The sequence below is a fragment of the Streptomyces sp. NPDC002935 genome (genome assembly GCF_040611295.1).
In the GTDB taxonomy this organism is placed as follows: Bacteria; Actinomycetota; Actinomycetes; order Streptomycetales; family Streptomycetaceae; genus Streptomyces.
In genome coordinates this window covers 64693-89713 of sequence record NZ_JBEXNW010000028.1, presented here as the reverse complement: position 1 = coordinate 89713, position 25021 = coordinate 64693, and the positions used below count along the sequence as shown (strand labels likewise).

General features: G+C 71.6%; 21 protein-coding genes, 1 tRNA gene and 1 pseudogene. 8 read left to right on the top strand and 15 right to left on the bottom strand.

The window, feature by feature from the left end; genetic code table 11:
* Positions 1 to 44: 44 nt before the first annotated feature.
* The 8 genes and pseudogenes from ABZX90_RS31150 to ABZX90_RS31115 all read right to left on the bottom strand — a co-directional run bounded on the left by ABZX90_RS31150 (position 45) and on the right by ABZX90_RS31115 (position 8384).
* Entirely contained in the window at positions 45 to 1688 is a 1644-nt protein-coding gene (locus ABZX90_RS31150; protein ID WP_355210402.1) for a long-chain fatty acid--CoA ligase, read from the bottom strand.
* Between the two features lie 110 nt (positions 1689 to 1798).
* On the bottom strand, positions 1799 to 2392 hold the full coding sequence (locus ABZX90_RS31145) for a SigE family RNA polymerase sigma factor (protein ID WP_355210349.1): 594 nt from the start codon (positions 2390 to 2392) through the stop codon (positions 1799 to 1801).
* Between the two features lie 298 nt (positions 2393 to 2690).
* Positions 2691 to 3857, bottom strand: coding sequence for a lipid-transfer protein (locus ABZX90_RS31140; RefSeq protein WP_351132245.1), 1167 nt, complete (start codon positions 3855 to 3857; stop codon positions 2691 to 2693).
* A 146-nt stretch (positions 3858 to 4003) separates the two neighbouring features.
* A pseudogene (locus ABZX90_RS31135) lies at positions 4004 to 4381 on the bottom strand (MaoC family dehydratase); the annotation flags it as partial.
* The gene (locus ABZX90_RS31130) at positions 4378 to 5442 is read right to left on the bottom strand and encodes an acyl-CoA dehydrogenase family protein (protein ID WP_355210346.1); all 1065 of its coding nucleotides are present in this window, start codon (positions 5440 to 5442) and stop codon (positions 4378 to 4380) included. The pseudogene ABZX90_RS31135 and the gene ABZX90_RS31130, both read right to left, overlap by 4 nt.
* Before the next feature lies 1 nt (position 5443).
* Entirely contained in the window at positions 5444 to 6586 is a 1143-nt protein-coding gene (locus ABZX90_RS31125; RefSeq protein ID WP_351132267.1) for a bifunctional MaoC family dehydratase N-terminal/OB-fold nucleic acid binding domain-containing protein, read from the bottom strand.
* A 65-nt stretch (positions 6587 to 6651) separates the two neighbouring features.
* The gene (locus ABZX90_RS31120) at positions 6652 to 7848 is read right to left on the bottom strand and encodes an acyl-CoA dehydrogenase family protein (protein WP_355210343.1); all 1197 of its coding nucleotides are present in this window, start codon (positions 7846 to 7848) and stop codon (positions 6652 to 6654) included.
* Between the two features lie 224 nt (positions 7849 to 8072).
* A complete protein-coding gene (locus ABZX90_RS31115; RefSeq protein WP_351133794.1) occupies positions 8073 to 8384 on the bottom strand; it encodes a hypothetical protein in 312 nt (103 codons plus the stop codon).
* A 372-nt stretch (positions 8385 to 8756) separates the two neighbouring features.
* On the opposite strand from ABZX90_RS31115, the gene ABZX90_RS31110 reads away from it, so the two are divergent.
* Both ABZX90_RS31110 and ABZX90_RS31105 read left to right on the top strand, forming a co-directional pair.
* Positions 8757 to 9632, top strand: coding sequence for a bifunctional DNA primase/polymerase (locus ABZX90_RS31110; RefSeq protein WP_351133792.1), 876 nt, complete (start codon positions 8757 to 8759; stop codon positions 9630 to 9632).
* Positions 9633 to 9849: 217 nt separating this feature from the next.
* The gene (locus tag ABZX90_RS31105) at positions 9850 to 10023 is read left to right on the top strand and encodes a hypothetical protein (RefSeq protein WP_351133790.1); all 174 of its coding nucleotides are present in this window, start codon (positions 9850 to 9852) and stop codon (positions 10021 to 10023) included.
* 129 nt (positions 10024 to 10152) lie between these two features.
* Here ABZX90_RS31105 and ABZX90_RS31100 read toward each other — a convergent pair.
* Positions 10153 to 10239, bottom strand: a tRNA-Ser gene (locus ABZX90_RS31100).
* 63 nt (positions 10240 to 10302) lie between these two features.
* A complete protein-coding gene (locus ABZX90_RS31095) occupies positions 10303 to 11781 on the bottom strand; it encodes a trypsin-like peptidase domain-containing protein (protein ID WP_351133788.1) in 1479 nt (492 codons plus the stop codon).
* Between the two features lie 258 nt (positions 11782 to 12039).
* Here ABZX90_RS31095 and ABZX90_RS31090 point away from each other — a divergent pair, with 258 nt between their 5' ends.
* From ABZX90_RS31090 to ABZX90_RS31080, 3 genes are all read left to right on the top strand, one after another.
* Entirely contained in the window at positions 12040 to 12849 is an 810-nt protein-coding gene (locus ABZX90_RS31090; protein ID WP_351133786.1) for a glycerophosphodiester phosphodiesterase, read from the top strand.
* A gap of 126 nt (positions 12850 to 12975) precedes the next feature.
* Complete coding sequence (locus ABZX90_RS31085; RefSeq protein WP_351133784.1) at positions 12976 to 13605, top strand: ATP-binding protein; 630 nt, start codon at positions 12976 to 12978, stop codon at positions 13603 to 13605.
* 127 nt (positions 13606 to 13732) lie between these two features.
* Complete coding sequence (locus ABZX90_RS31080; RefSeq protein ID WP_351133783.1) at positions 13733 to 14701, top strand: DUF5926 family protein; 969 nt, start codon at positions 13733 to 13735, stop codon at positions 14699 to 14701.
* A gap of 244 nt (positions 14702 to 14945) precedes the next feature.
* Here the strand turns inward: ABZX90_RS31080 and ABZX90_RS31075 are convergent, their stop codons facing one another.
* Positions 14946 to 15530: a hypothetical protein gene (locus ABZX90_RS31075; protein ID WP_351133781.1), complete on the bottom strand. Its 585-nt coding sequence runs from the start codon at positions 15528 to 15530 to the stop codon at positions 14946 to 14948.
* A gap of 55 nt (positions 15531 to 15585) precedes the next feature.
* On the bottom strand, positions 15586 to 16251 hold the full coding sequence (locus tag ABZX90_RS31070) for a bifunctional DNA primase/polymerase (RefSeq protein WP_351133779.1): 666 nt from the start codon (positions 16249 to 16251) through the stop codon (positions 15586 to 15588).
* Between the two features lie 483 nt (positions 16252 to 16734).
* Here ABZX90_RS31070 and ABZX90_RS31065 point away from each other — a divergent pair, with 483 nt between their 5' ends.
* The 3 genes from ABZX90_RS31065 (at position 16735) to ABZX90_RS31055 (ending at position 21383) form a co-directional block, all read left to right on the top strand.
* On the top strand, positions 16735 to 18246 hold the full coding sequence (locus tag ABZX90_RS31065; RefSeq protein ID WP_351133777.1) for a PP2C family protein-serine/threonine phosphatase: 1512 nt from the start codon (positions 16735 to 16737) through the stop codon (positions 18244 to 18246).
* A 135-nt stretch (positions 18247 to 18381) separates the two neighbouring features.
* Positions 18382 to 19848 (top strand): aminopeptidase P family protein, encoded by a 1467-nt coding sequence (locus ABZX90_RS31060; RefSeq protein ID WP_351133800.1) that lies wholly within the window; start codon positions 18382 to 18384, stop codon positions 19846 to 19848.
* Between the two features lie 164 nt (positions 19849 to 20012).
* A complete protein-coding gene (locus tag ABZX90_RS31055; protein ID WP_351133775.1) occupies positions 20013 to 21383 on the top strand; it encodes a PLP-dependent aminotransferase family protein in 1371 nt (456 codons plus the stop codon).
* A gap of 84 nt (positions 21384 to 21467) precedes the next feature.
* Here the strand turns inward: ABZX90_RS31055 and ABZX90_RS31050 are convergent, their stop codons facing one another.
* The 3 genes from ABZX90_RS31050 to ABZX90_RS31040 form a co-directional block, all read right to left on the bottom strand.
* Positions 21468 to 22310: a triphosphoribosyl-dephospho-CoA synthase gene (locus ABZX90_RS31050; RefSeq protein ID WP_355210334.1), complete on the bottom strand. Its 843-nt coding sequence runs from the start codon at positions 22308 to 22310 to the stop codon at positions 21468 to 21470.
* A gap of 241 nt (positions 22311 to 22551) precedes the next feature.
* Positions 22552 to 23160 (bottom strand): TetR family transcriptional regulator, encoded by a 609-nt coding sequence (locus tag ABZX90_RS31045; RefSeq protein ID WP_351133770.1) that lies wholly within the window; start codon positions 23158 to 23160, stop codon positions 22552 to 22554.
* A gap of 66 nt (positions 23161 to 23226) precedes the next feature.
* Positions 23227 to 24834, bottom strand: a complete 1608-nt coding sequence (locus ABZX90_RS31040; protein ID WP_355210331.1) for an MFS transporter — start codon at positions 24832 to 24834, stop codon at positions 23227 to 23229.
* Between the last annotated feature and the right edge of the window lie 187 nt (positions 24835 to 25021).

The window sequence follows — 25021 nt, the reverse complement described above, 5'->3', positions numbered from 1 at the left end:
ACGTGTCGACACTTCCCGGAGTCGGCCGTGGCCGCCCCGTCACGTCAGAGCTTGGTCACGTCCAGGCTGCCCTCCGCGTACTTCTTGCGGAGCACCTTCTTGTCGAACTTGCCGACGCTCGTCTTCGGGACCGCCTCGACGATCGACCAGCGCTCGGGCAGCTGCCACTTGGCTATCTTGCCCTCGCCGGCGAGGAAGGCCCGCAGCGACTCGAAGTCGGCGGTGGACCCCTCCTTCAGGACGACGGTGGCCAGCGGCCGCTCGCCCCACTTCTCGTCGGGGACGGCCACGACCGCCGCCTCGGTCACATCCGGGTGGGACATGAGGGCGTTCTCCAGGTCGACCGAGGAGATCCACTCGCCGCCCGACTTGATGACGTCCTTGGCGCGGTCGGTGAGGGTCAGGAAGCCGTCGGGGCTGATCGTGCCGACGTCACCGGTCTTGAGCCAGCCGTCCTCGCTGAACTTGTCGGCGGGGCGCAGCGGTTCCGCGTCGTTGCCGCCGTAGTAGGCACCGGCGATCCACGGGCCGCGGACCTCCAGCTCGCCGGCGGACTCGCCGTCCCACGGGAGCCGTTCGCCGCCGGGGCCGGTGAGGCGGGCCTCGACGCCGGCCGGGAAACGGCCCTGGGTGAGGCGGTACGCGAACTCCTCGTCCGTGCCCACGGCGTGGGCCGGCGGGCGGGCGACGGTACCGAGCGGGGAGGTCTCGGTCATGCCCCAGGCGTGGCTGACGCGCATGCCCAGACCGTCGAACGCGGCCATGAGCGAGGGCGGGCAGGCCGAGCCGCCGATCGTCACCTGGGTGAGGGAGGAGACGTCCCGGGGCTTGGCGGTCAGCTCGGCGAGCAGGCCCTGCCAGATGGTCGGGACGGCGGCGGCGTGCGTCGGACGCTCGCTCTCGATCATCTCGGCGAGCGGCGCGGGCTGGAGGAAACGGTCCGGCATCAGCATGTTGATGCCCGACATGAACGTCGCGTGCGGGAGACCCCACGCGTTGACGTGGAACTGCGGGACCACGACGAGGGTCGTGTCATGGTCGGTGAGCCCCATCGACTGGGCCATGTTCACCTGCATGGAGTGCAGGTAGATCGAACGGTGGGAGTACACGACACCCTTGGGGTCTCCGGTGGTTCCGGAGGTGTAACACATGGCCGCGGCCTGCCGCTCGTCGATCTCCGGCCAGTCGTAGACCGTCGGCTTCCCGGCGAGCAGCTCCTCGTACTCGTGCACCCGCACGCTCGTCCCGTCGAGCAGCGAACGGTCACCGGGACCCGAGACCACCACGTGCTCCACCGTCGGCAGATGGGGGAGGAGCGGCGCGAGCAGGGGGAGCAGCGAGCCGTTGGCGATGACCACGCGGTCGGCCGCGTGGTTGACGATGAAGACGAGCTGCTCGGCCGGGAGGCGGAGGTTCAGGGTGTGCAGCACGGCGCCCATGGAGGGGATCGCGTAGTACGCCTCGACGTGTTCGGCGTTGTTCCACATCAGCGTCGCGACCCGCTCGTCGCCCGTCACACCGAGGTCCTCGCGCAGGGCGTGGGCGAGCTGGTTCGCGCGCTCGCCGGCCTCACGGAAGCTGCGGCGGTGCGGCTCGCCCTGTCCCGTCCAGGTCGTGATCTGCGACTCTCCGTGCACCAGCGCCCCGTGCACAAGAATGCGGGTCACAGTCAGCGGTACGTCCTGCATCGTGCTCAGCACGGCGTCCTCCCGGGGGCGACATTGCCTACGCGGCAGTAATGGTGCGCTGATTCTGCTCACATACCGCGTGGTATGTCACTAGGGGCAGGAATGATCGATCACCGCAGGGACTGCTCGGCCACCGCTCGGGGCGTGCCCTGCCGAACGGGCATCAGCTCTGGGTCCTCGCGCAGCTTGCCCAGCGCACGGGACACCGCCGACTTGACAGTACCGACGGAGACCCCGAGGACCTCCGCCGTCTGGGCCTCACTCAGGTCCTCGTAATAGCGCAGGACCACCATCGCCCGCTGCCGCGCCGGCAGCTTCGTGATCGCCCGCCACATGGCGTCGTGCAGCGCCTGCTGTTCGGCGGGGTCCGTGGCGGACAGTCCCTGCGGCTCCGGCAGCTCGTCGCAGGCGAACTCGTCGACCTTGCGCTTGCGCCACTGCGACGTCCGCGTGTTCAGCAGCGCCCGCCGCACATAGCCGTCCAGCGCCCGATGGTCCTCGATCCGGTCCCAGGCGACGTACGTCTTCGTCAGCGCCGTCTGCAGCAGGTCCTCGGCGTCGCTCGGGTTCGCCGTGAGCGACCGGGCGGTCCGCAGCAGCACGGACTGGCGGGCCTTCACGTACGACGAGAACGACGGGTACGAACGGGTCTGCGTCGCCCTTGTGGCGGCGTCCGAGGCGCTGGTGCAGACGAGTGTGGTCATGGCTCCACGCTAGGTTCGCCCCCTCCTCCCGCGGATCGGCCGCAGGTCCCGAAGCCATGTCCGCCTCAGGTTGTAGAAATGGGGTTGTCCTCACCTCCTGAAGGTGGACGAGCGGGGCCCGCCCCCTGAGGGTTCACCCCTGAGAGACGACGCCCGGGGGAGTACTCGGGGGAGTGCTCGGGAGTGCTCGGGAGTGCTCGGGAGTGCTCGGGAACGCTCGGGGAGTCCTCAGGAAGTGCTCAGGGTGCGCCCGGGGGAGTCCTCGGCAGAGCAGGACGCGGGACCGCGCACGGCGGTCTCATCCGTCGGCCCCGAGGATCAGGCCCGACGTGGGAACCCCGGTCCCCGCGGTCACCAGGACGCGCCCGGCGCCCGGTATCTGGTTCACGGACGTGCCGCGCAACTGCCGTACGCCCTCCGCTATGCCGTTCATCCCGTGCAGATACGCCTCCCCGAGCTGCCCCCCGTGCGTGTTCAGCGGCAACCGCTCCTCGGCGACGAAATCCGCGGCCTCCCCCGGCTTGCAGAACCCGAACTCCTCAAGCTGCATCAGCACGAACGGCGTGAAGTGGTCGTACAGAATCCCCACGTCGATCTCCGCCGGGCCCATCTCCGCCGTCCGCCACAACTGCCGGGCCACCACGCCCATCTCCGGGAGCCCTGTCAGATCGTCCCGGTAGAAGCTGGTCATCTGCTCCTGCGCGCGGCCCGCGCCCTGGGCGGCGGCCGTGATCACCGCCGGGGAGTGCGGCAGATCACGGGCCCGCTCCACGGAGGTGACCACCAGCGCCTGGCCGCCGTCGGTCTCCTGGCAGCAGTCCAGCAGCCGCAGCGGCTCCACGATCCACCGCGACGCAGCGTGCTCGGCGAGCGTGATCGGCCTGCCGTGGAAGTACGCCGCCGGGTTGGTCGCCGCGTACTTCCGGTCCGCCACCGCGACATGGCCGAAGGCCTCGGGTGTCAGGCCGTAGGTGTGCAGATAGCGCCGGGCCGCCATCGCCACCCAGGAGGCCGGGGTGAGCAACCCGAACGGCAGGGCCCAGCCCAGCGCCGCGCCCTCCGCCGACGGCTCCCGCCGCTGCACGCCCGAACCGAATCTGCGGCCCGACCGCTCGTTGAACGCCCGGTAGCAGACCACGACTTCGGCCACCCCGGTGGCCACCGCGAGCGCCGCCTGCTGGACGGTCGCGCACGCCGCCCCGCCGCCGTAGTGGATGCGCGAGAAGAAGGACAGCTCCCCCATCCCGGCCGCCTGCGCGACGGTGATCTCCGGGCTGGTGTCCATCGTGAACGTCACCAGCCCGTCCACGTCCCCCGGCGTCAGCCCCGCGTCGTCGAGCGCGGACCGCACCGCCTCCACCGCCAGCCGCAGCTCGCTGCGCCCCGAGTCCTTGGAGAACTCGGTGGCCCCGATCCCGACGATCGCCGCTCGCCCACCGAGGCCGTCCCTCTTCCGCACGCTCACGCGACACCGCCTTCCGCCGAGGCGGCGGGGGTGGGGGTGGGGGTGGGGGTGGGAGCCGCCGCGGGGGCGGGCGCGGGGGCGGAGGCTGCCGCGGGGGCTCCGGCTGCGGCTGCCGCGGGGGTGGGGGCGGGCGCCACCGGCTCGGTCGGGACCGTCACCGTCACCGTGCCCATGACGTGCCGGCCGATGCCGTTGGCGCCGAGGATCTTCACCGTGGCCGTGTCCCCGTCGAGCTTCTCGATCGAGCCGGTCAACACCATCGTGTCTCCGGGGTGGTTGGGAGCGCCCAGCCGGATCGCCACCTTGCGCAGCACGGCGGCCGGGCCGAAATGATCGGTCACGTACCGTCCGACCAGGCCGTTGGTCGTCAGGATGTTCATGAAGATGTCCGGCGAGCCCTTGGCTCTCGCCAGGTCCGCGTCATGGTGCACGTCCTGGTAGTCCCGTGAGGCGATCGCCCCGGCCACGATCAGCGTGCGGGTGATCTCGATCTCCAGCGGCGGCAGTACGTCGCCCACCCTCATGTCTCCACCTCCTCGTCCACGATCAACTCCCCCAGTTCCTGCAGCACTTCGCCCCCGCACCCCAGATACGCGTCCAGCTGCCTGCCCCACAGGAAGTGCCGGTGCACGGGGTGTTCGAGGTCGGCCCCCGCCCCGCCGTGCAGATGCTGGCCCGTGTGCACCACCCGCTGCCCGGCCTCCGACGCCCACCAGGAAGCCGTCAGAGCGTGCGTCGCGTACCGCAGGCCCTCATCGCGCCGCCATGCCGCCTCGTACGCCGTCACCCGTATCGCCTCGGCGTCCATGTGCGCGTCGGCGGCCCGCAGTTGGACGCCCTGCTTGGCGGCGAGCGGCCGCCCGAACTGCTCGCGCGCGTTCGTGTACTCCACGGCCCGGGCCAGCGACCCCGCGCACACCCCGGCCTGGAGTCCGGCGAAGGCGGTGCGTGCCGTGGCCAACACGTCGTCGTACGCCCCCGCCGCGCCCAGTGCCTCGCCCGGCGTCCCGTCCAGCGTCAGACGCCCCGCCGACCAGGGCGCCGTCAGCTCGACCGGCTCACTCGCCGCCGCCTCCGCGGTGCGGACCAGCCAGAGCCGGCACAGGTCGTCGGCGACGAGCACATGGGTGGCATCGCGCAGCCAGGGCACCGCGGGGACGACACCGGTCAGCTTCCCCGGCGCCCCCTCCCGAGCGGGACCGGCCCCGGCCGCCTCACCCGATCTCGATCTCGATCCGGAGATCGCGCCGGCCACCACCACCGTCCCGTCCGCGATCCCCGGCAGCAGCCGCTCACGCTGCTCGGGCGAACCGTGTGCCGACACCGCGAGCAGCCCGTACACACAGCTCGCCGCGAACGGCACCTGCGCCGTGGTGCGCCCCTGCTCCTCCAGCAGCAGGACGAGACCGAGGAGCCCGATGTCCTCGACGGCCGCCACGAGCCCGGCGGCGCACAGCTCCTTCCACAGTTCGGCGTCGCTGCCCGTCCCGGCCGCGGTGAGCCGCTCGTGGGTGGAGAGGTCGCCGAAGATCCGCGCCGCCAGGTCCCGGGCGGCCGCCTGTTCCTCAGTGGGCGTGAAGTCCATGTCAGCTCCCCTCACCCGAGCGACCGACGGAACGGGCGGTCGAGCGGACCTCCGTGCGGGCCGAGGATGCCGGACGGTCCGAACGGCCGGAGCCGCGGGGTTCGAGCGCCGCTGTACGGGCGGACCGGAGGGCTTCGCGCGTGGCCGGCCCGGCGGGGCCGACGGGCTCGCGCGCGGCCGAGTCGCCGGGACCGTCATCGTCGCCGCGCCCCTCTTGGGCCCGGAAGACGGGCAGCTCCAACTCCTCGTCGTACCGCTGGAATTCGAGCCGCACGGGCATCCCGATCCGCACCTGGTCGTGTGACACGCCCACCACGTTGCTCACCATCCGCACGCCCTCGGCGAGTTCGATCAGACCGACGGCGTAGGGAGGGTCGAAGGCCGGGAACGGCGGGTGATGCATGACGACGTACGAATAGACGGTCCCTTCGCCGCCCGACTCGACGGTGTCCCAGTCCGGGCTGCCGCAGGCGCCGCACCCCGGCAGCCAGGGAAATCTCAGCGTCCCGCACCCCGTGCAGCGCTGGATCAGCAGCCGGTGCCGCTCGACGCCCTCCCAGAACCCGGCGTTGTCCCGGTTGATCACCGGACGCGGGCGCCTGCTCTTCGCCTCCTCGGCGTTCGCCTTCACCGTGCTCGATGAGTCCCGTGCCTCCGCCGGACCCTTCGGATTCCGTTGCGCCGGAACGTACTTGAGGATGCGGAACCTGTGCGTCCCGGCGAGCTCGCCCCCCGCGCGGATGTCCATCCGCGTCGTGACGAAGTACCCCGTGCCCAGCTTGGTCGTCTTGCGTTCGGAGACGGACTCGATCACCCCGTCGAAGGTGATCTCGTCCCCGGGGCGCAGCGGACGCAGGTACTCCTGCTCGCAGTCCGTGGCGACCACCGAGGTGTACCCCGCGCCGTCGAGCAGCCGGAGCAACTCGTCGTAGGCACCGGAGCGACCGGGGTGCCCGCGGAGGCCGCCCATCGTCCACGCCTGGAGCATGGTGGGCGGGGCCACGGCGTCCGGCCCGTCGTACGCCGGACTGGTGTCCCCCATCGCCTCGCACCAGTGCCGGATCATCGCCAGGTTGACCGGGTCCTTGCCGACGCCCCCGACGGTGGCCGCGCGCCCCTCGTACCCCTTCAGGCGCACCGCCAGGTCGCCCTCGTCGCGATCGGCGCCGTCCCGCACGGCAGTCCCCTCAGCTTCCGCTCCACGGCCGCTCACCGCCGCCCCCTCCTCATGCCGAGCCGCATCGTCGCGACGATCTCCCGCTGCACCTCGCTCACCCCGCCCCCGAACGTGTTGATCTGCGCCGCCCTGTTCATCCGCTCCAGCTCGCCGGACCCGAACGCCCCCGGCGAACCGGAGCGGACCAGTGCGTCCGCTCCCACAATGTGCTGACACATTCGGTACACCGCGACCGCGGATTCGGTTCCCATGACCTTCACGCCGCTCGCGTCCCCGGGCGCCGGCCCGCCGGCTCCCACATCCCCCACCAAACGCCAGTTGAGCAGGCGTGATGCCGCCAGCCGAGCATGCACTTCGGCCAGCTGGAAACGCACCCACGGCTCGTCAACCCTGCGCCGCCCGGTCACCGGATCCGGTGTACGGGCCGCCTCCAGCGCGGCCGCGTAGAAGTCCTCGGCCTGCATGCCGATCGCGGCGAGGGCCACCCGCTCGTGGTTGAGCTGGCTGGTGATGAGCCCCCAGCCGCCGTTCTCCTCGCCGACCAGGTTCCCGGGCGGGACACGGATCCCGTCGTAGTACGTCGCCGTCGTGGTCTGGCCGCCCACCGTCTCGATCGGTGTCCACGAGAAGCCGGGAGCGTCCGTGGGGACGAGCAGGATCGAGATGCCCTGATGCTTCGGCGCGTCCGAATCGGTCCGGCACGCGAGCCAGATCCAGTCGGCGTTCTGGGCGTTTGACGTGAAGATCTTCTGCCCGTCGATCCGCCAGCGCCCGCCCTCGGCGTCGGCCGGACCCGCGCTCCCCCCGGCCTCCCGCACGGCGCGCGTCCGCAAAGAGGCGAGGTCCGTGCCGGCCGACGGCTCCGAGTACCCGATCGCGAAGACGAGGTCCCCGCTCAGGATGCGGGGCAGGAAGAAGTCCCTCTGCTCCTGGCTGCCGTACTTCATGAGGGTCGGCCCGACGGTGTTCAGCGTGACCATCGAGACGGGCGCACCGGCCCGGTAGGCCTCGTCGAAGAAGACGAACTGCTCGTCCGCTCCGCGCCCCTGCCCCCCGTACGCGACCGGCCAGCCGAGCCCGAGCAGGCCGTCGGCCCCGATGCGGCGCCGCAGCGCCCGCTGTCGTACGGGGTCGTCGGCGGGCGGTGGCCCGTCCGGCATCAGATCCCGGAAGTACGTGCGGAGTTCGGAGCGCAGCCGCTGCTGGCGCTCGGTGGGGGCGAGGTGCACGGCGGCGGCCCTCCCGGACCTCGTACGAACAAGGTTTTCTGACTGTCCGTCAGATACCGTGGACTGTCAAGGTCACCGGCACCGCCCCGCCCGAGCGCGCCACACCCCTCGAACACGGCTGCGCGACGGCGCCGAAGCACCGTCGCGCAGCCACTGTGAAACCCCCACAAAGCGCTACCCCACGCAGGAGACCCAGGGCCGATGAGAGCGCATCGGCCCCCGGCTCACCAGAGGTTGACGAAGTTGACGAGGACGTTCTCGTTGCCTTGGTTGATGGCCGTGAACGCCGAGCCGTTCACCTGGGCCGTATTGCTCTGATTCGAGGCTCCGGAGCCGACCGCCTGCTGTTGAGTGGTGGAGGAGTTGCCGCTGTTGTCGTGTCCGACCCCGCTGCCGCTGACGGTCGCGACGCCCGCGTTCGATCCGTTGTCCGCGAAGGAGCCGTTGTCCGCCGCCGCGACGCCCGAGCAGAGGGCGACGGCCAGGGGCAGGGCCGAGACGGCGGCGAGGACGCGAGCGGTACGGATGCTTGCCATGTGAATTCCTCCAGAACCGGTTGTACCCACCGGCGGTGAACCGGGGTGTACGGGAAATACGGCTTGTTCCAAGGCGGTTGGCCGACCGCCTCGGCGTTGTCCACGACGTCGCGAGTCCAGAGTTGCCCACGGGGTCCCCGGCGAACCACCCCGGAAGCCGCGATTCCCCCTGAAGCGTGAGGACATGTCGATAAACCACCTTCGCGCCCACAAAGCCCCTGCTCAGCCCCCTGTCGACCGCTCAATCCCAGGCGCCGCAACGGCTGAAGCGTTCCGGCACATTTTCGGCCGATCTCGCCCATCGCCCACTCCGCGGCCTCGTACGCCTGGGGAGCCCTTCCCTTTTTCGAACACTCGTACGAACATGGAGGCATGGCCACCATCGACCGGCGGGCCACCACCCTGGCCCTGGCCCACGCCCTGTCCGCAGCCGAGCGCGGGCTGGCGGTGATCCCGCTGTCCCGAACGAAGCTCCCGGCCCTGCGCTCCCCCCACCGCGACGACCCCGATCCCCAGCCCTGCCACGGCGAATGCGGCCGCTTGGGGCACGGCGTGTACGACGCCTCGACCGAGCCCCGGCGCATCCGCGAACTCTTCGCCGCCGCCCCCTGGGCCACCGGCTACGGCATCGCCTGCGGGCTGTACCCGCACCACCTCATCGGCATCGACCTCGACACCAAATCCGATACGGACTCCTCGGCGGCCCTGCGCGAACTGGCGCTGCGCCATCTCTTCACGATCCCGGACACGGTCGTCGTCATGACCCCCAGCGGCGGCCGCCACCTGTGGCTGAGCGGGCCACCGGACGTCGTCGTCCCCAACTCGGCCGGCCGGCTCGCCCCCGGCATCGACATCCGCGGCGCCGGCGGCTACCTCGTCGGCCCCGGATCACGCACCGAACACGGCGTGTACGGGACGGCTCCCGGCACCGCCCGGCTCGCGCCGGCACCCTGTCCGCGCGAACTCCTGGACCTCCTGCTGCCCCCGCCCCGTACCCACCACCCCACGCCCTCCGCGACCGGCCGGCAGGGCCAGGGGCTGGTCCAGTTCGTCCTCGCCGCGCACGAGGGCCAGCGCAACACCCGTCTCTTCTGGGCCGCCTGCCGCGCGTACGAGAACGGCCTCGGCCCCCAGCTGATCACCCCGCTCGTCCAGGCCGCCGTCCGGACGGGCCTCACCGAACGCGAGGCCCGCTCGACGATCGCCTCCGCGGCACGCATGACGGCTCCCTCGCCCCACCAGCACTGAGGCGGCGCCGCGAACGGACGAGGAGCGACGGCGCCCGGCGGGCAGCGGACAGCGGGCACGAGAACGGCCCCCGACCGATCCACCCGGTCAGGGGCCGTTCATCCCGCAGGGCGGCAGGCATCCGCGTACGGCGTCTTCCAGACCGGGGCCGGGGCATCCACGCGACCGCCACCAGGGGTAGCCTTCCCGTCCGTTCGAAGGTCCCTGGAGGCCCCCTGTGCACACCACCGTTTTTCTGCTGCGGAGCGCGTTGGGCCTTGGCGGCGGTCTCGTGTTCGCGTGGGAGCTGAACCGCCAGGCTTCGGGACCGGGCTGGAGGAAGCCGCGGGTCTTCTCCGCGACGGCGGCCGTGCTGCTCGCCGGGCTCCTCGCCGGGCCGCTCAGCGCCTAGAAATCACCGGTCGATGTGCCCCTCCCGTGCCCGTTCGGTCGGGAAACAGCGGGGAGCCGCGGTCGCCGGCGGACATCACTCACATGAACGGCCCCTGACCGAGATACCTGGTCAGGGGCCGTTCACCTGCGGTGGGTGTGGGATTTGAACCCACGGTGACATCGCTGCCACGACGGTTTTCAAGACCGTTCCCTTAGGCCGCTCGGGCAACCCACCCCGCGCCGTCGGTGATCGGCGGCGCGGGGACAAGAGTAACGGGTCCGATGCCGGAAGCGGGGGTCAGCTGTCGCCCTCTCGGGAGGCGAGGGTGACGTCGGCCGTGCGGGTCTTGCCGTCGCGCGTGTAGGTGAGCTTGACGGTGTCGCCGGGCTTGTGGGTCCAGATGGCGCCGATGAGGGTCGGGCCGCTGTCGATCACCATGCCGTCGAGCTTGGTGATGACATCGCCGGGCTTGAGACCCGCCTGGGCGGCGGGGCCGCCGGACTCGACCGCGGCGGAGCCGCTCGCGCCCTGCTCGGTGATCTTCGCGCCGCCCGTGCCCTCCTCCAGGGACACCGACGCGCCGATCTTCGCGTACACGGGCTTACCGGTCTTGATCAGTTGCTGGGCGACGTACTTGGCCTGGTTGACCGGGATCGCGAAGCCCAGGCCGATGGAGCCGGACTGGCCGGAACCGCCGAGGCCGCCGCTGCTCGACGACTGGATCGCGGAGTTGATGCCGATCACCGCGCCCGAGGCGTCGAGCAGAGGCCCGCCGGAGTTGCCCGGGTTGATGGAGGCGTCCGTCTGCAGGGCGCTCATGTACGAGGCCTTGCTGCTGGCGCTGCCGTCGCTGGAGGCGACCGGACGGTTCTTCGCGCTGATGATGCCCGTGGTCACCGTGTTGGACAGACCGAAGGGCGCGCCGATCGCGATCGTGGAGTCGCCGACGGCCACCTTGTCGGAGTCGCCGAGGGCGAGCGGCTTCAGGTCCGAGGGCGCGTTCTTCAGCTTGATGACCGCGACGTCGTAGCCCTGCGCGTGGCCGACCACCTCGGCGTCGTACTTCTTGCCGCTCGAGAAGGTCGCGGTGAGCTTGCCGCCGTCCACCGCGTCCGCCACCACGTGGTTGTTGGTGAGGATGTGGCCCTGGGTGTCGAAGACGAACCCCGTGCCGGTGCCGCCCTCGCCGTTGCTGCTCTGGGCCTCGATGGTGACGGTGCTCGGCAGCGCCTGGGCGGCCACGTTCGCGACCGTGCCCGAGGCGCGCTTCACCTCGCCGCTGCTGCTCGGGGCGGAGACCGTCGTCGAGCCGGTGGAGTTGTCGTTGTTCTTGGCCAGGGAGTAGCCGAGGCCGCCGCCCACGCCACCGGCGACCAGCGCGGCCACCAGGATCGCGGCGACCAGGCCACCGCGCCCGTTCTTCGGCTTGGGCGCGGGCTGCTGGTAGGAGGAGCCCCAGCCGCCGGTTCCCGAGCCGCCGCCGTCGGCGTACGAGGGAGTGGCGGGCGGAGGAGGCGGCCAGCCCGCCTCGGGGGCGGAGCTCTGGGTTGCGCCCTGTCCATAGGGGTCGGCCTGTCCGGCTCCGGCCGACGCGTACGCCGGCAGGCCCGCGGGCGCCGACGCGTGCTCCGGTGCGCCGGGCACCGCGGGGATCGGTGCGGTCGGCGCGCCCCCCGCGTGCGCGGCGTCCTGCGCGGAGGCAGCGGGAGTTTCCACCGGCACGGGAGGTGCGGACGGGGCCGGGGGGACTGCGGTGCCCTCGTTCTCGGTGCTCACAGCTCTTCTCCTCGATCCACGGCTGTTGTTCTCGGTCGCACTCGGTCACGCCCACTCACACTTGTCGGATGGCCCGGCGCGATGCAGCTGTGCATGTGCTTTTGTACGCCGTCAGCTTTTCCCACAGGGCGTCAGGGCACCATAAGCGGTGCCTGTGCGTCCGAGGCCATCCTTTATAACGGACCTTTAACACTAAAAGTGCTCAATTGCGACGTATCTCACCTCACGCCCGCCGCGCGACGGTGGCACCATGACGCGGTGACCCTCGCACGACAGCACCCGATTCAGGTCGTCGCCCACCGCGGAGCCTCCGAAGAGGCCCCGGAGCACACACTGGCCGCGTACAAGAAGGCGATCGAGGACGGTGCGGACGCCCTCGAGTGCGATGTACGGCTGACCGCCGACGGCCATCTCGTCTGCGTCCACGACCGCCGCGTGAACCGTACGTCCAACGGCCGCGGAGCCGTCTCCGCCCTGGAGCTCGCCGAACTCGCCGCCCTGGACTTCGGCTCCTGGAAGAACCGCGACGAGTCGCCCGACTGGGAACACGCCCCCGAAGACCTCCAGGACACGTCCGTCCTCACCCTGGAGAGACTGCTCGAACTCATCGCCGACGCCGGCCGCCGCGTCGAGCTGGCCGTCGAGACGAAGCATCCGACCCGCTGGGCGGGCCAGGTCGAGGAGCGGCTGCTGCACCTGCTGAAGCGTTTCGGCCTGGACGCCCCCGCGTCCCCCGCCGAGTCCGCGGTGCGCGTCATGAGCTTCTCGGCACGCTCACTGCACCGGGTCCGGGCCGCGTCCCCGACCTTGCCGACGGTCTATTTGCTCCAGTTCGTCTCACCCCGGCTGCGGGACGGACGGCTGCCCGCGGGTGTCCGGATCGCGGGCCCGTCGATGCGGATCGTACGCAGTCACCCCGGGTACATCGAGCGACTGAAACGAGCCGGACACCAGGTGCACGTCTGGACCGTGAACGAGCCCGAGGACGTCGATCTCTGCGTTGAGCTGGGCATCGACGCCATCATCACCAACCGCCCGCGCGCGGTGCTGCGGCAACTGGGCCGCTGACCTGGCCTTGCCCCGGGCGGGAACCCCACGGAAAACACCACGATCGCTCCTCGAAAACCATCGAGAACCGGCCAGCCGATTACAGGGAGTGCACCGGCGCGTTCGTTCCGCATTCGATCGTTACGAGTGCGTCAGCAGACGTTGATTGGCCGGTTTCCGGTCCAGTCCAAAGGGGCATCCACACCGTGGCGTGGGGCAAAGGAGGTCTCGGGGGTGGCGTTGGTGGTGGCACAGGAGGTGCCCACGTCGTCGAGCATGGCCGTACCCCATGGCCCTGCGGGCGTGGGGGAAGCAAGACACCGGATGCGTGATGAACTGCGCTCTGGCGGTGTGGCGGAAACGGTCATCGACGATGCCGTACTGATCCTTTCCGAACTGCTCAGCAATGCCTGCCGACATGGCAGGCCCCTGGGCGACGCCCTCGCGGGCGACGGAGATGTGCGCGCGACGTGGCGGTTCGACCCGGCGGGACGGCTGACGGTCGAGGTGACGGACGGCGGTGGTCCGACCCGCCCCGTTCCGGCCACCCCCTCGGTCACCGCGCGCGGCGGCCGCGGGCTGAACATCATCACGGCGCTGGCCAAGGACTGGGGTGTACGGGACGACGCCCACGGCGAGGTCACGGTGTGGGTGGTCATCCAGGACGACGAGGAAACGGCGCGCCGGCGCGACGACTTCGCTACGCGCGTCGCGTCACCGAGGGTGTCCGGGATGTCCGACCTGAACTTCACGGACGCCTTCGACGACCTGGACTGAGGCACCCGGACCGAACCGCCGGGTTCCGGGACGACGCGGTGCGTTGTCCACAGGATCCCGTCGGCTCCCGTGCGAACGGCTAGGCTCGCGCCAGTACGAGACGAGCCGTGATCGGGAGACACCCACGATGGCCAAGAAGCGACCCCAGACGAAGGCCAAGCAGCCGCAGTTGAAGGACGGCGGCGAGATCCCGGTTGTCGGCGCTCGCGAGCCCTGCCCCTGCGGCAGCGGCCGCCGCTACAAGGCCTGCCACGGCCGAGCCGCCGCGCACGCCGTGACCGAGCTGGTGCACCGCCCGTTCGAGGGCCTGCGCGGCGAAGGGGACTGGATCGCGCTGCGCGAGCTGGTGCCCGCCGCGACGGTCGAGCTGAAGCTCAAGGAGAGCCTGCCCGAGGACGTTCCCTCGGTCACCCTCGCCACCGTCCTGCCGATGGCGTGGCCCGCGCTGCGCCGCGACGACGGCTCGGTGCTGCTCGGCCTGCAGAACGACACGGCGTCCGGCGACATCAGCCGCGACCTGGCCGACACCCTCCAGCGCGCGCTCACCGCGCCGCCCGGTACCCCGGTCGAGGGCCGGCGATCCCCGGCCGACGGTCCGCGGCTCCAGGACCTGCTCGACCCCGAAGGCACGTTCGAGCCAGTTGTGCACAGCGGCTTCGAGTTCTGGGTCCCCGACGCGGAGAACGCGACGGCCGAGGTGACCGCCTCGCTGGAGCGGGCCAACGCCGCCGCCATTCCGACCGTGAAGCTCTCCGGGGTCGACGCCGCCTACTGGTGCGAGACGCCCGACAAGAACCACCTGCGCTGGGTCATGCCGTACGCGGAGGAGCAGCTTCTGGACGCCCTCGCGCGGCTGCACGCGGCGGGCCGGTCGAGCCTCGGGGAGGGCACCCGGCTGGTCGGTTCCTTCCGCGCGCACGGCCTCACGGTGCCGGTCTGGGACCTGCCGACGGGCGTCACGGCGGACGACATCGAGAAGCCGGCGGCCGAGTTCGCCGAGCGCCTCACCACCGCTCTGGCCACGGACGCGCCGCTGACGGCGGACGAGCGCCGCGCGCGCGGCGGGCTCACCAACCGGCAGGTGACCCTCAGCTGACCCACAGCCGACGCACAGGTCGGGAAACTGACCGACCGGTCAGCTGGTCAGGACCTCGGAAACGGGTGACTCCTGTCACAACTCCCCGTTGTGACAGGTAAATCCGTGTCCGAATAGCCGAGATCGAATTTGCGAACCGCCGATCTCTTGTTACCGTTCGAGTAGCCCGGTTGCTGGTGCATCCCCCGTCGCCAGCAACCGGGTCTTTTCATGTCCGGGATCCCGTGAGGCGTCAACCGCCTTGCTACAGGCCCGAGTTGCTCCCCGAGCGCAGCAGCAGCGGCCCGTCGGAGCCGGCGCCCTTCGCGAACTCCGTGACCGCCGTGTACGCCCCCGCGCTCCCCGTCGTGCGTTCCCTGGGCGTCTCGCACACCCCCGGATCGTCCTCCGCGTCCACCGCGCAGTTCATCTGCACCGTGCGGCCGCCGGGACCCATCAGACTCAGTACGGAGCTCAGCGCGTCACCGGTCGCGTTGCGGTAGTAGGTGCGTGCCCAGGTCTCCTCGCCCTGCGTCAGGACACAGGTCTGCGCCTCGACGCCGTCGGGTGAGGAGAGCTCGGGGCCGCACCGGGCGGCGGTGGCGAGACCGAGGCCGAGCAGCCGGGGAGAGCGCCCGGGTTCGGGCGCCCTCGGCCGGTCGTCCGCGCGAGCCGTCCCGCGTACGGCCGTGGAGTCCTCGTCGCCCACGGAGCCGGCCGACGCCACGGCCAGCGGCAGGGCGAGAACGAACGCCACGACGCCTGCCAGCGCCACGAGACGAACTCTTCGGGGGTCGGGCCCGCCGCGCGGCGGCGATGAGGCTCTGTGCCCCCCAGAATGACGCTGCATACGCGGACGATAACGAGCACGGGCGGGCGCGCGGCTCACCGCGCGCCGGACGCCCCTACAACTCGGGAGCGCTCACACCCGTACGAGTGAGTGCCTCGACCACGGCATCCACCACGGCCTCCACATCGGGCACCCAGGGGGCGGCCGAGCCGGGCAGCGGAGCGCGCTCCCAGCGGATCTGGCTCTGGCCCGTCCCGGACGGCGGCAGCGCGATGTAGCCGCCCTCGCCGTGAAAACGCAGGGAGCCGGGAACGAAGTCCTTGGCGTAGAGCAGCTCGCCGAGCTGCTCCATGGAGTACGGGGCGACGAGGATCGCCCAGCGGGTGGGAGCCGCGACGACCGGGCCGAGGCGCATGCCCTGGCGGTCGAGGGCGTCGAGAGCGCGAGCCGCCGCGGGAGCGGGCAGGCTCACCGCGCACGGGGCCCTGTCTCCGGTGGCCAGCACGATGGGGGCCGACGGCCGGTTGGTCCACCACCAGCGCACCATGCGCTCGTCGGTGGTGGCCGCGAGGAGGCCGGGGTCGAAGGGATGGGCGCCGGGCACCGTGCACTCCGGGTCGGGGCATCCGCAGCGGGCACGCCCCTGCGGGTCGGCCGCCACACCCGGGAGTACGGGCCACCGCCATTCGGTCGCGAAGGTCAGGGCCGCGCTGAGCATCTCAGGCCTCCCGTTGTTTCGCCTGGACAGGAGCCTGCGTCGCCTTCCGAGGATCTCGCGCATGAGCGCTCGTTCCTTTCCGTTGCACGCCTGGCAACACCGAGGATCACATCACACCATGTGTCGATCACTTCACTGTGCGTACCTGCTGGCGCATCACACCCCTGCTGGAGACAAGGGGAACCCCTCTGGGCCGAGCATGTGGCTGTGTCCGCGCCCATACCGCGTGTATCCAAAGCATGGGCATGGCGTGGGGTGGCGGCGCCTGGCGTTTTGCGTCCCGCGTATTCCTTGCCGCCTCCGCCACGGGAGGATGGGGCACGGTCGTCGGTGGTTAAGACGCCCGGGTCCGTCGCCAGGTTCCGGGCGGATCTCGAACCACCCCTGGCCTTCACCGAGTACGTACCCATCACGACCGCTGTGACGCTCCGTCGAACGAGGCCAGTCGACCTCAATAAGCCGTTGCCCGAGTCAGTTTTAGGCCAACTTTGTTTTCCCGCAAGGGTTACCGACGGTCTCACGGACACCAGTAATCCCAGCAGGACAATGCTGGACATCCCCTCACGAGTACGTGTACATGTGGAGACACCGCTAGCGGCGCAGAACGACATGGGGGTTTGCGATGCTATTGAGCAATACGCACCGGTCGGAAAGCCGGACGTCATGAACGCCCCTCACCTTCCGAAAGTGGCTGGAATCGATTCAACGGTTCCTTCGCCCGCACACACTGTCGCGCCGACGCCTGCTCCCACGGGTGCCTCTTCGGCCACTTCTCCGAACGGCCCCGGAGCCGTTCTCCAGGACCGCCTCGCGGGCTGGGTCTCGGATCTCACGACGCTCCACGAACTCACCGAACGCCTGGCCCGCACCGCGACCCTGAACGACGCGCTGCAGGAACTGCTGCGCGCCGGAGCAGCCCTCGTGGGCGCCCGGCGAGGGCTCGTCGTGATGGAACCCGGCGACGGACTGGGTCCCGACACCACGATCGGTCTCGGCCTCGCCCGAGCGGATCTCGGCCACATCGAGACGGTGCCGCGCAGCTCGATGTCGTACGGGAAGATCCTGGACGGGCTGCCGGGCGGCGAGGGCGAGATCGCCCAGCCGGACCTCCTCTCGGAGGACGGCCTCGACCCGCGCCACCGCGAGGTGGCCGCCCGGCTGGGCTACGCCGCGAGCTACGCGCTGCCGCTGTCCACCGAGGCGGCGGGCCGCCTCGGTGCGGCCGTATGGCTCTACGACGAACCTGCCGAACCGGTGGAGCGTCAGCGCCACCTGCTCGGCCTCTACGCCCAGTACGCCACGGAGCACCTGGCGCGGCTGCTGGAGCTGGAACGCACGCGCGCGTGCATCACGACGATCTCCGCCGAGCTGCTCCCCCCGCGGCTGCCCCGCGTCTCCGGCGTCCAGCTCGCCGCACGGCACCGCACGGGCCCGCGCGGCGGCGGCGACTGGTACGACGCGCTGCCGCTGCCCGACGCCGCGCTCGGCCTCGCGGTCGGCTCCGTCACCGGGTCCGGCCCCAGCGCCGTCGCCGCCATGGGCCGGCTGCGGGCCTCCCTGCGGGCCTACGCCGTCATGGAGGGCGAGGACCCCGTCGCCGTGCTCTCCGACCTCGAACTGCTGCTGCGGCTGACCGAACCCGCCCGCTCCGCGACCGCCCTCTTCGCCTACTGCGAGCCCGCCCTGCGCAAGCTCACCCTCGCCGGTGCCGGACACAGCCCGCCGCTGGTGATCGGCCCGCGGCGTACCGAGTTCGTGGAGACGTCCCTGTCGGCGCCCCTGGGCATGCTCGCCTGCTGGGAGGCCCCGAGCGTCGAACTGACCGCCGACCCCGGCGAGACGGTGCTGATCTACACCGACGGCCTGCTGCACCGCACCGGCGACCCGATGGACCGTGCCTTCGCCCGGCTGCACGCGGCTGCGGCGAGTGTCCCGAGGGCCGTCCGCGACGACCCCGGCGCGATCGCCGACCATGTCCTGCGCGGTGTGCTGCCGGACGGTCTCGACGAGGCGGACAGCGACGAGGACGTCGTCCTGCTGGCCGCCCGGTTCGAGTGAGCGGGCGGATACGCCGTGTGACAGGCCTTCCGGCCCTGGGCCCCCTCCAGTACGACCGTACGATGGAGGAGGTCCAGAGTCGTAACTAGGAGGCAGACCGTGTCGGAGGCGCTCACCCCGGAGACCCCGGAAGCCGTGCTCGACGAAGCCGCTGACGAAGCGGGCGAGGAAGAGCCCATCAAGCAGCGCAAGAACGGCCTGTACCCGGGCGTGTCCGACGAGCTCGCCGACAGCATGAAGTCCGGCTGGGCCGACACCGAGCTGCGGGGCCTCGAGCCGATCGCGCAGGCCGGGTACACCGCGGCCCGCCGTGCCGCGCTGTCCGCGCGCTTCCCGGGCGAGCGCCTGGTGATCCCCGCGGGCAACCTGAAGACCCGCTCGAACGACACGGAGTACCCCTTCCGTGCCTCGGTCGAGTACGCGTACCTCACCGGCAACCTCACCGAGGACGGCGTCCTCGTGCTGGAGCCCGCCAACGGCCCGAACGGGAATGGCGGCCACAAGGCGACGATCTACCTGCTGCCCCGCTCCAACCGCGAGAACGGCGAATTCTGGCTCTCCGGGCAGGGCGAGCTGTGGGTCGGCCGCCGCCACTCCCTCGCCGAGGCCGAGCAGTTGTACGGCATCCCGGCGTCGGACGTCCGCGAACTGCCGGCGGCGCTGAAGGAAGCCACTGGTCCCGTCCGGGTGGTGCGCGGCTACGACGCCGCGATCGAGGCCGCCCTGACCGACAAGGTCACCCGCGAGCACGACGACGAACTGCGCGTCTTCCTCTCCGAGGCACGGCTCGTCAAGGACGAGTTCGAGGCCGGCGAGCTGCAGAAGGCCGTCGACTCCACCGTGCGCGGCTTCGAGGACGTCGTGAAGGTCCTCGACAAGGCCGAGGCCACCAGCGAGCGCTTCATCGAGGGCACCTTCTTCCTGCGCGCGCGGGTCGAGGGCAACGACATCGGCTACGGCTCGATCTGCGCCTCCGGCCCGCACGCCTGCACGCTGCACTGGGTGCGCAACGACGGCCCGGTCCGCTCCGGCGATCTGCTGCTGCTGGACGCGGGCGTGGAGACGCACACCCTCTACACCGCCGACGTCACGCGCACGCTCCCGGTCAACGGCACGTACACGGAGATCCAGAAGAAGATCTACGACGCCGTGTACGAGGCCCAGGAGGCCGGTATCGCGGCCGTCCAGCCGGGCGCCAAGTACCGCGACTTCCACGACGCCGCGCAGCACGTGCTGACCGAGAAGCTCGTCGAGTGGGGCCTCGTCGAGGGGCCGGTCGAGCGCGTCCTGGAGCTCGGCCTCCAGCGCCGCTGGACGCTGCACGGCACCGGCCACATGCTCGGCATGGACGTCCACGACTGCGCCGCCGCGCGCACGGAGACGTATGTCGAGGGCACGCTGGAGCCGGGCATGTGCCTGACCGTCGAGCCGGGCCTGTACTTCCAGGCGGACGACCTGACCGTGCCCGAGGAGTACCGCGGCATCGGCGTCCGCATCGAGGACGACATCCTCGTCACCGAGGACGGCAACCGGAACCTGTCGGCCGGCCTGCCGCGCCGGTCGGACGAGGTCGAGTCCTGGATGGCGTCCCTCAAGGGCTGACATAGTGCCCGCGAGGGCTGATACGAGACTGATGGCCGGGTGCCCTCCAGGGTGCCCGGCCATTGGTGTGTCCGGGGGGCGGCGGTGGCCTCCTGGACTTCGGCGTGCCTACGGGCCATCGGTGCGCCCGCGGGTTTTCGGTGTGCCTAGGGGGGCGGCTTTTCGTGGACGACGACTTCTGGTCCGGCGTCGGAGTGGACCTGCATCTGGAACCGGACGCGGCGGCCGGGCGCAGAGCCGGGCTCGAACGGGCCCTTCGGGACGCCGTCCGCGCCGGGCGGCTCGCCCCGGGCACCCGGCTGCCCGCGACCCGGCGGCTCGCCACGGAACTCGGCATCTCCCGGGGCACCGCGAAGGCGGCCTACGACCAACTGATCGCCGAGGGCTATCTGACGGCACGGCAGGGCTCGGGCACCGAGGTGGCGTCACTGCCGGCCGACAGCGCCGCGGCGGACGTGCGGGCGCCACGCGCGCGTGCGCCCCGTTTCGATCTGCGCCCCGGCAGTCCGGACGTCGGCACGTTTCCGGCGGCGGCCTGGCTGCGGTCACTGCGCCGCGCCATCGCGACGGCACCCTCCCTGGCGTACGACTACGGGGATCCGCGCGGCCGGATCGAACTGCGGACGGCGCTGTCGGGCTACCTGGGCCGGGCCCGCGGGGTGATCGCGCCGCCCGAGCGGATCGTCATCACCTCGGGCTACGTCCAGGGTCTCGCCCTCCTCACCCGCGTGCTGGACGGCGGGACGGTGGCCATGGAGGACCCGGGGCTGCCGTTCCACCGGGACGTGGTGCGCAAGGGCGGCGGAAACGTGGTGCCGCTGCCCGTCGACGAGCACGGCGCCCGCGCCGACGGTCTGACGGCGCTCGGGGCGGACGCGGTCGTTCTCACTCCCGCGCACCAGTACCCGACCGGCGTCACGCTCCATCCCGAACGGCGGCGGGCGCTCACCGACTGGGCCCGCACGCGGGACGGGCTGATCATCGAGGACGACTACGACGGGGAGTTCCGCTACGACCGGCAGCCGGTCGGTGCCCTCCAGGGAATGGCACCGGCCCACGCCGTCTACCTCGGCACGGCCTCCAAGACGCTCGGCCCCGCCCTGCGGCTCGGCTGGATGGTGCTGCCCCCTCACCTGGTCGAGCCCGTCGCCGACATCAAGCTGCACAGCGACCACCACACCGAGTCCATCGGCCAGTTGGCGCTCGCCGAGATGATCGAGAGCCACGCGTACGACCGCCACGTGCGCGCGTGCCGGCTGCGCTACCGGCGCCGCCGGGACCAGCTCCTCGACCGGGTGGGGGCGCGCAGGAGCGTACGGGGGATCGCCGCCGGTCTGCACGCGTTGGTGGAGGTGGCGGACGAGTCGCGGGTGCTGGCGCGCGCCGAGGAGGAGGGGCTCGCGGTCGGGCGTCTGGGCGACCACTGGCACACGCCGGGCGACGGCCGGCCGCAGGGACTGGTCGTCGGGTACGGAACACCGCGCGAGCGGCTGTACCCCGGGGCGCTGGAGGTGCTGGATCGGGTGTTGCCGTAGGTCCGCCGTCGTAGATCCGCCGCCGCAGATCCAGCGCCGCAGATCCAGCTGTGGGAATCGGAGGTGTCGGCTCGGTCGGCCTCCTCAGGCGACGCGGGTCGGCGCGCCGGCCGTCACCGGCAGCGCGTCCACGAACAGTGCCCCCGCGAGCAGGGCACCACTGCCCCGAGGGCTCCACGCGCGCGCGTGTAGATCGTCGTCGAGGGCGGACAGGCCCGCGCGCCCCGCCTCCGTGGACGTACCCCCCGCTTCCAGCACCCCCCGGGCGCCCGCCTGGACATGGCGGAGGCCATGGGGACCCGCGGTGTACAGCAACTCGGTGTCCTGGAGGGTGGACATGACGGTGAGGAGGGCGTCGAGCCGTGCGTACGGTTCGGGCGCGCCGGCCGAGCGGGCGGTGGCGAGCGCGTCCAGGGCCCGTCGCACGTGCGGGAATCCGGCCCGCGCCTCACCGCGCGCACCGGCCGCGCCGTACTTCGCGGAGACGGACGAGCCGCGGGAGGGCCGCCGCGGTGCCCGCCGGTCGGTGTGCGCCGCGATCCGCTTGGCGGTCGCGGTGACGTCGGACCCGGTGGCCTGGGGATCCAGGGCCGCCGCGGCGACCAGGAACCCGAGTGCCCACAGGGCGCCGCGGTGGCCGCCGCCCGTCAGGGCCACCGAGTGCTCGGTGCAGCGGCCGATCGCGCCCAGCTCCGCGCGGAGTTCGGGCGTGGCCCGGCCGGTGCGGCGGGCGGCGGCGGCCATGGCCGCGAAGCCGGGTGTCAGCGCCTTGGCGGACCAGCGCAGGGAGCCGAGATCCCGCCGGGTGGCCCGGGCGCGGAGGTCGCGCGGGTCGGGCAGTCCGGGTTTGGGGGCCAGCTCCAACTGCAGGGTCAGCGCGGCCACGGCGGTCCGCGCCAGTGCCTCGTCGTCCTCGCGGCTGCTCATGGACGTACCCCTTCCGGTGAGGACGCCGACGGTGAGGACGCCACCGGACGAAGTCGGCTACACGCGATCGACTCGTCTCCGCGGCTTCCCGTCGTACCGGAAAGCCTAGGAACGTCAGCCCTCAGGACCATGGGTGAGCGCTGTGACTTTCCTGTGGACTCCGAGAACACCGAGCCGGGGTCGTGCCGCAATCCCGTCGAGCCGGAAGCCCGTCGAGTCGAAGCCTGTCGAGCCGGGTGCTCTAGAACTCCAAGCCGTCGGAGAGCAGGGGCAGATGGCGTTCGTACAGTTCCGCCAGGTCCTCCGTGCCGCCGCCCTCGACCCAGTGCCGTACGAGGGTCGCGAAGACGGCGATGATGGCCGCGGCCGCGCATTTGACGGCGAGGTCCGAGGCGTCGCGGCCGCTGCGCTCCGCGATGATCGCGGCGATCTCCCGCTCGCTGCGCTCCTGTTCGCCGACCGAGCGGGCCCGGATCGCGGGGTCCGTGAAGGTGATCCGGGTGCGCAGCAGCAGTTCCTCGCGGTCCCGGTCGAGCATCCGGCCGAGGGGGCCCTTCAGGGACTGGAGGATCGCCTCGACGATCGGTTCACCGGCCGGGCGGGCGCGCAGTGCCTCGACGAGGGCGGGGTCGTACTCGTCCTGGATGACCACGTCCTCCTTGCTGGGGAAGTACCGGAAGAACGTGCTCGGGGAGATCTCGGCCGCCTCCGCGATCTGGTCGACCGTTGTCGCCTCGTACCCGTGTTCGGCGAACAGGCGGTAGGCCTCGCGGCGGACCCGGTCGCGGGTCTGCCGCTTCTTGCGCTCCCGCAGACCGAGGGGCGCGGCCGAGGTCTCCTGCGTCGTCATGCGATCTTCTCCAGCGTCCGCCGCGTCACGCGGTCCCCGCCGGTCTCTCCGGCGTCTCCCGCGTCGTCATGCCATCGATTCTGCGCGTTCGGGCTCCACCCGGGCCACCTTCGGGCGTCGGGAGGACCGGCTCGGCAGATAGCGGGCGGCGAGGACGGCGGTCAGGAGGGAGAGGACACCGCATGCCATCAGGACCAGGTCCATGCCGTGCACGAAGGCCGCGTGGGCGTCGGCCGCGAGACCCGCGTCGTGCAGGTTCCGGGCGACCTCGCCCGCTCCGGACACCGAGTCGCGAGCCGTGTCGGCGGCGGACGCGGAGAGACCGTCCGTGCGCAGCCGGGCCAGATAGCCGTAGCCGAGGAGGCTGCCGAGTCCGGCCACGCCGAGGACGCTGCCGAGTTGCTGGACGGTCTCCAGGAGGCTGGTCCCGCGCCCGGTGTCGCCGTCCGGGAGCGAGCCCATCACCAGGCTGGTCGCGGGGACGACGGCGAGGCCGAAGCCGAGGCCGGTGAGGGAGAGCCAGAGGGCGGTGAACCCGTAGCCGCCGGAGAGGTCGGTGGTCGCTCCGAGGAGGACTCCGCCGGCCAGGACGGCCATGCCGAACGGGACGACGACGCGGGCGCCGAGCCGGGGAACGAGGGGTTCGCTCGCCGCGGCGGCCGCCATCAGCCCGCCGATCAGGGGCAGTACCCGGATTCCGGTGGCGAAGGAGTCGTGGCCGAGGACGACCTGGAGGTACTGCGGGACGACGAACAGAATCCCCATCACGGCGAAGTTCACGAACACCGCGATCAGCGTGCCCCACAGGAAGCGGCGGTCGGCGAACAGTTCCAGGTCGACGATCGGGTGCGGGTGGCGGCGCTCACGGAACACGAACCCGGTCAGCAGCGCGGCCGAGGCGAGGAGTGCGGCGAGGACGATCGGGTCGGTCCAGCCGTCGCGCGGGATCAGGATCGTGCCGTAGACGAGCGCGGTGATGCCCAGGGCGCTCAGCAGGGCACCCGGGCCGTCGAAGGGGACGGCGGCGCCCGCCCGGTCATCGGCCACCCGCACCTTGCCGTGAGCGGCACGGCTCTCGCCGCCGAGCGCGGGTTTCCCGTCGGCCGTCGCACGCTTCCTGTCGCTCGGCAGCAGCCACAGACCGGCGGCGAGGGCGAGGACGGTGACGGGCACGTTGAAGAGGAAGACCGAGCCCCACCAGAAGTGGTCCAGCAGCCAGCCTCCGACCAGGGGCCCGACGGGCATGCCGAGGGCGGTCGCCGCGGTCCAGACGGCGACCGCCCTCGGCAGTTCTTCCTTGGAGAAGAGGCGCGGCAGGATCGCCATGGACAGCGGCATGATGGCGGCCGCGCCGAGGCCGAGGACGGCCCGCGCCGCGATGACCGTGGTGGGGGACCCCGCGAACGCGCCGCCCAGCGAGGCGAGTCCGAAGAGGGCGATACCGCTGAGCAGCAGACGCTTGTGCCCGTATCGGTCGCCCAGCAGGCCGACGGGGAGCATGGCCACGGACAGGGCGAGCAGATAGCCACCGCCGATCCACTGCAGCTGCGCGCTGTCGGCGTGCAGATCGCCGGCGAGGGTCGGCAGGGCGACGTTGATGATCGTGCCGTCCAGTCCGACGATCAGGACGCTGAGCGTGAGGGCGGCCAGTGCCGGCCAACGGCGGGGAGCCATGGGAGTCGACGGCGGGGAAGAAGGGCTCGGGTTCGACGGCGGGGAGGAGGGGCTCGGGTTCGACGCGGACATGCGGACCTCCAAGAGGGAGCAACCTAATGAGAGGCTACTCCCAAATGAGAGTCAACTGTCAATATGGAGTTGGCTTCCAGATCGGGGCACGGGACGGAGAGGCGCCCTCTCGCCG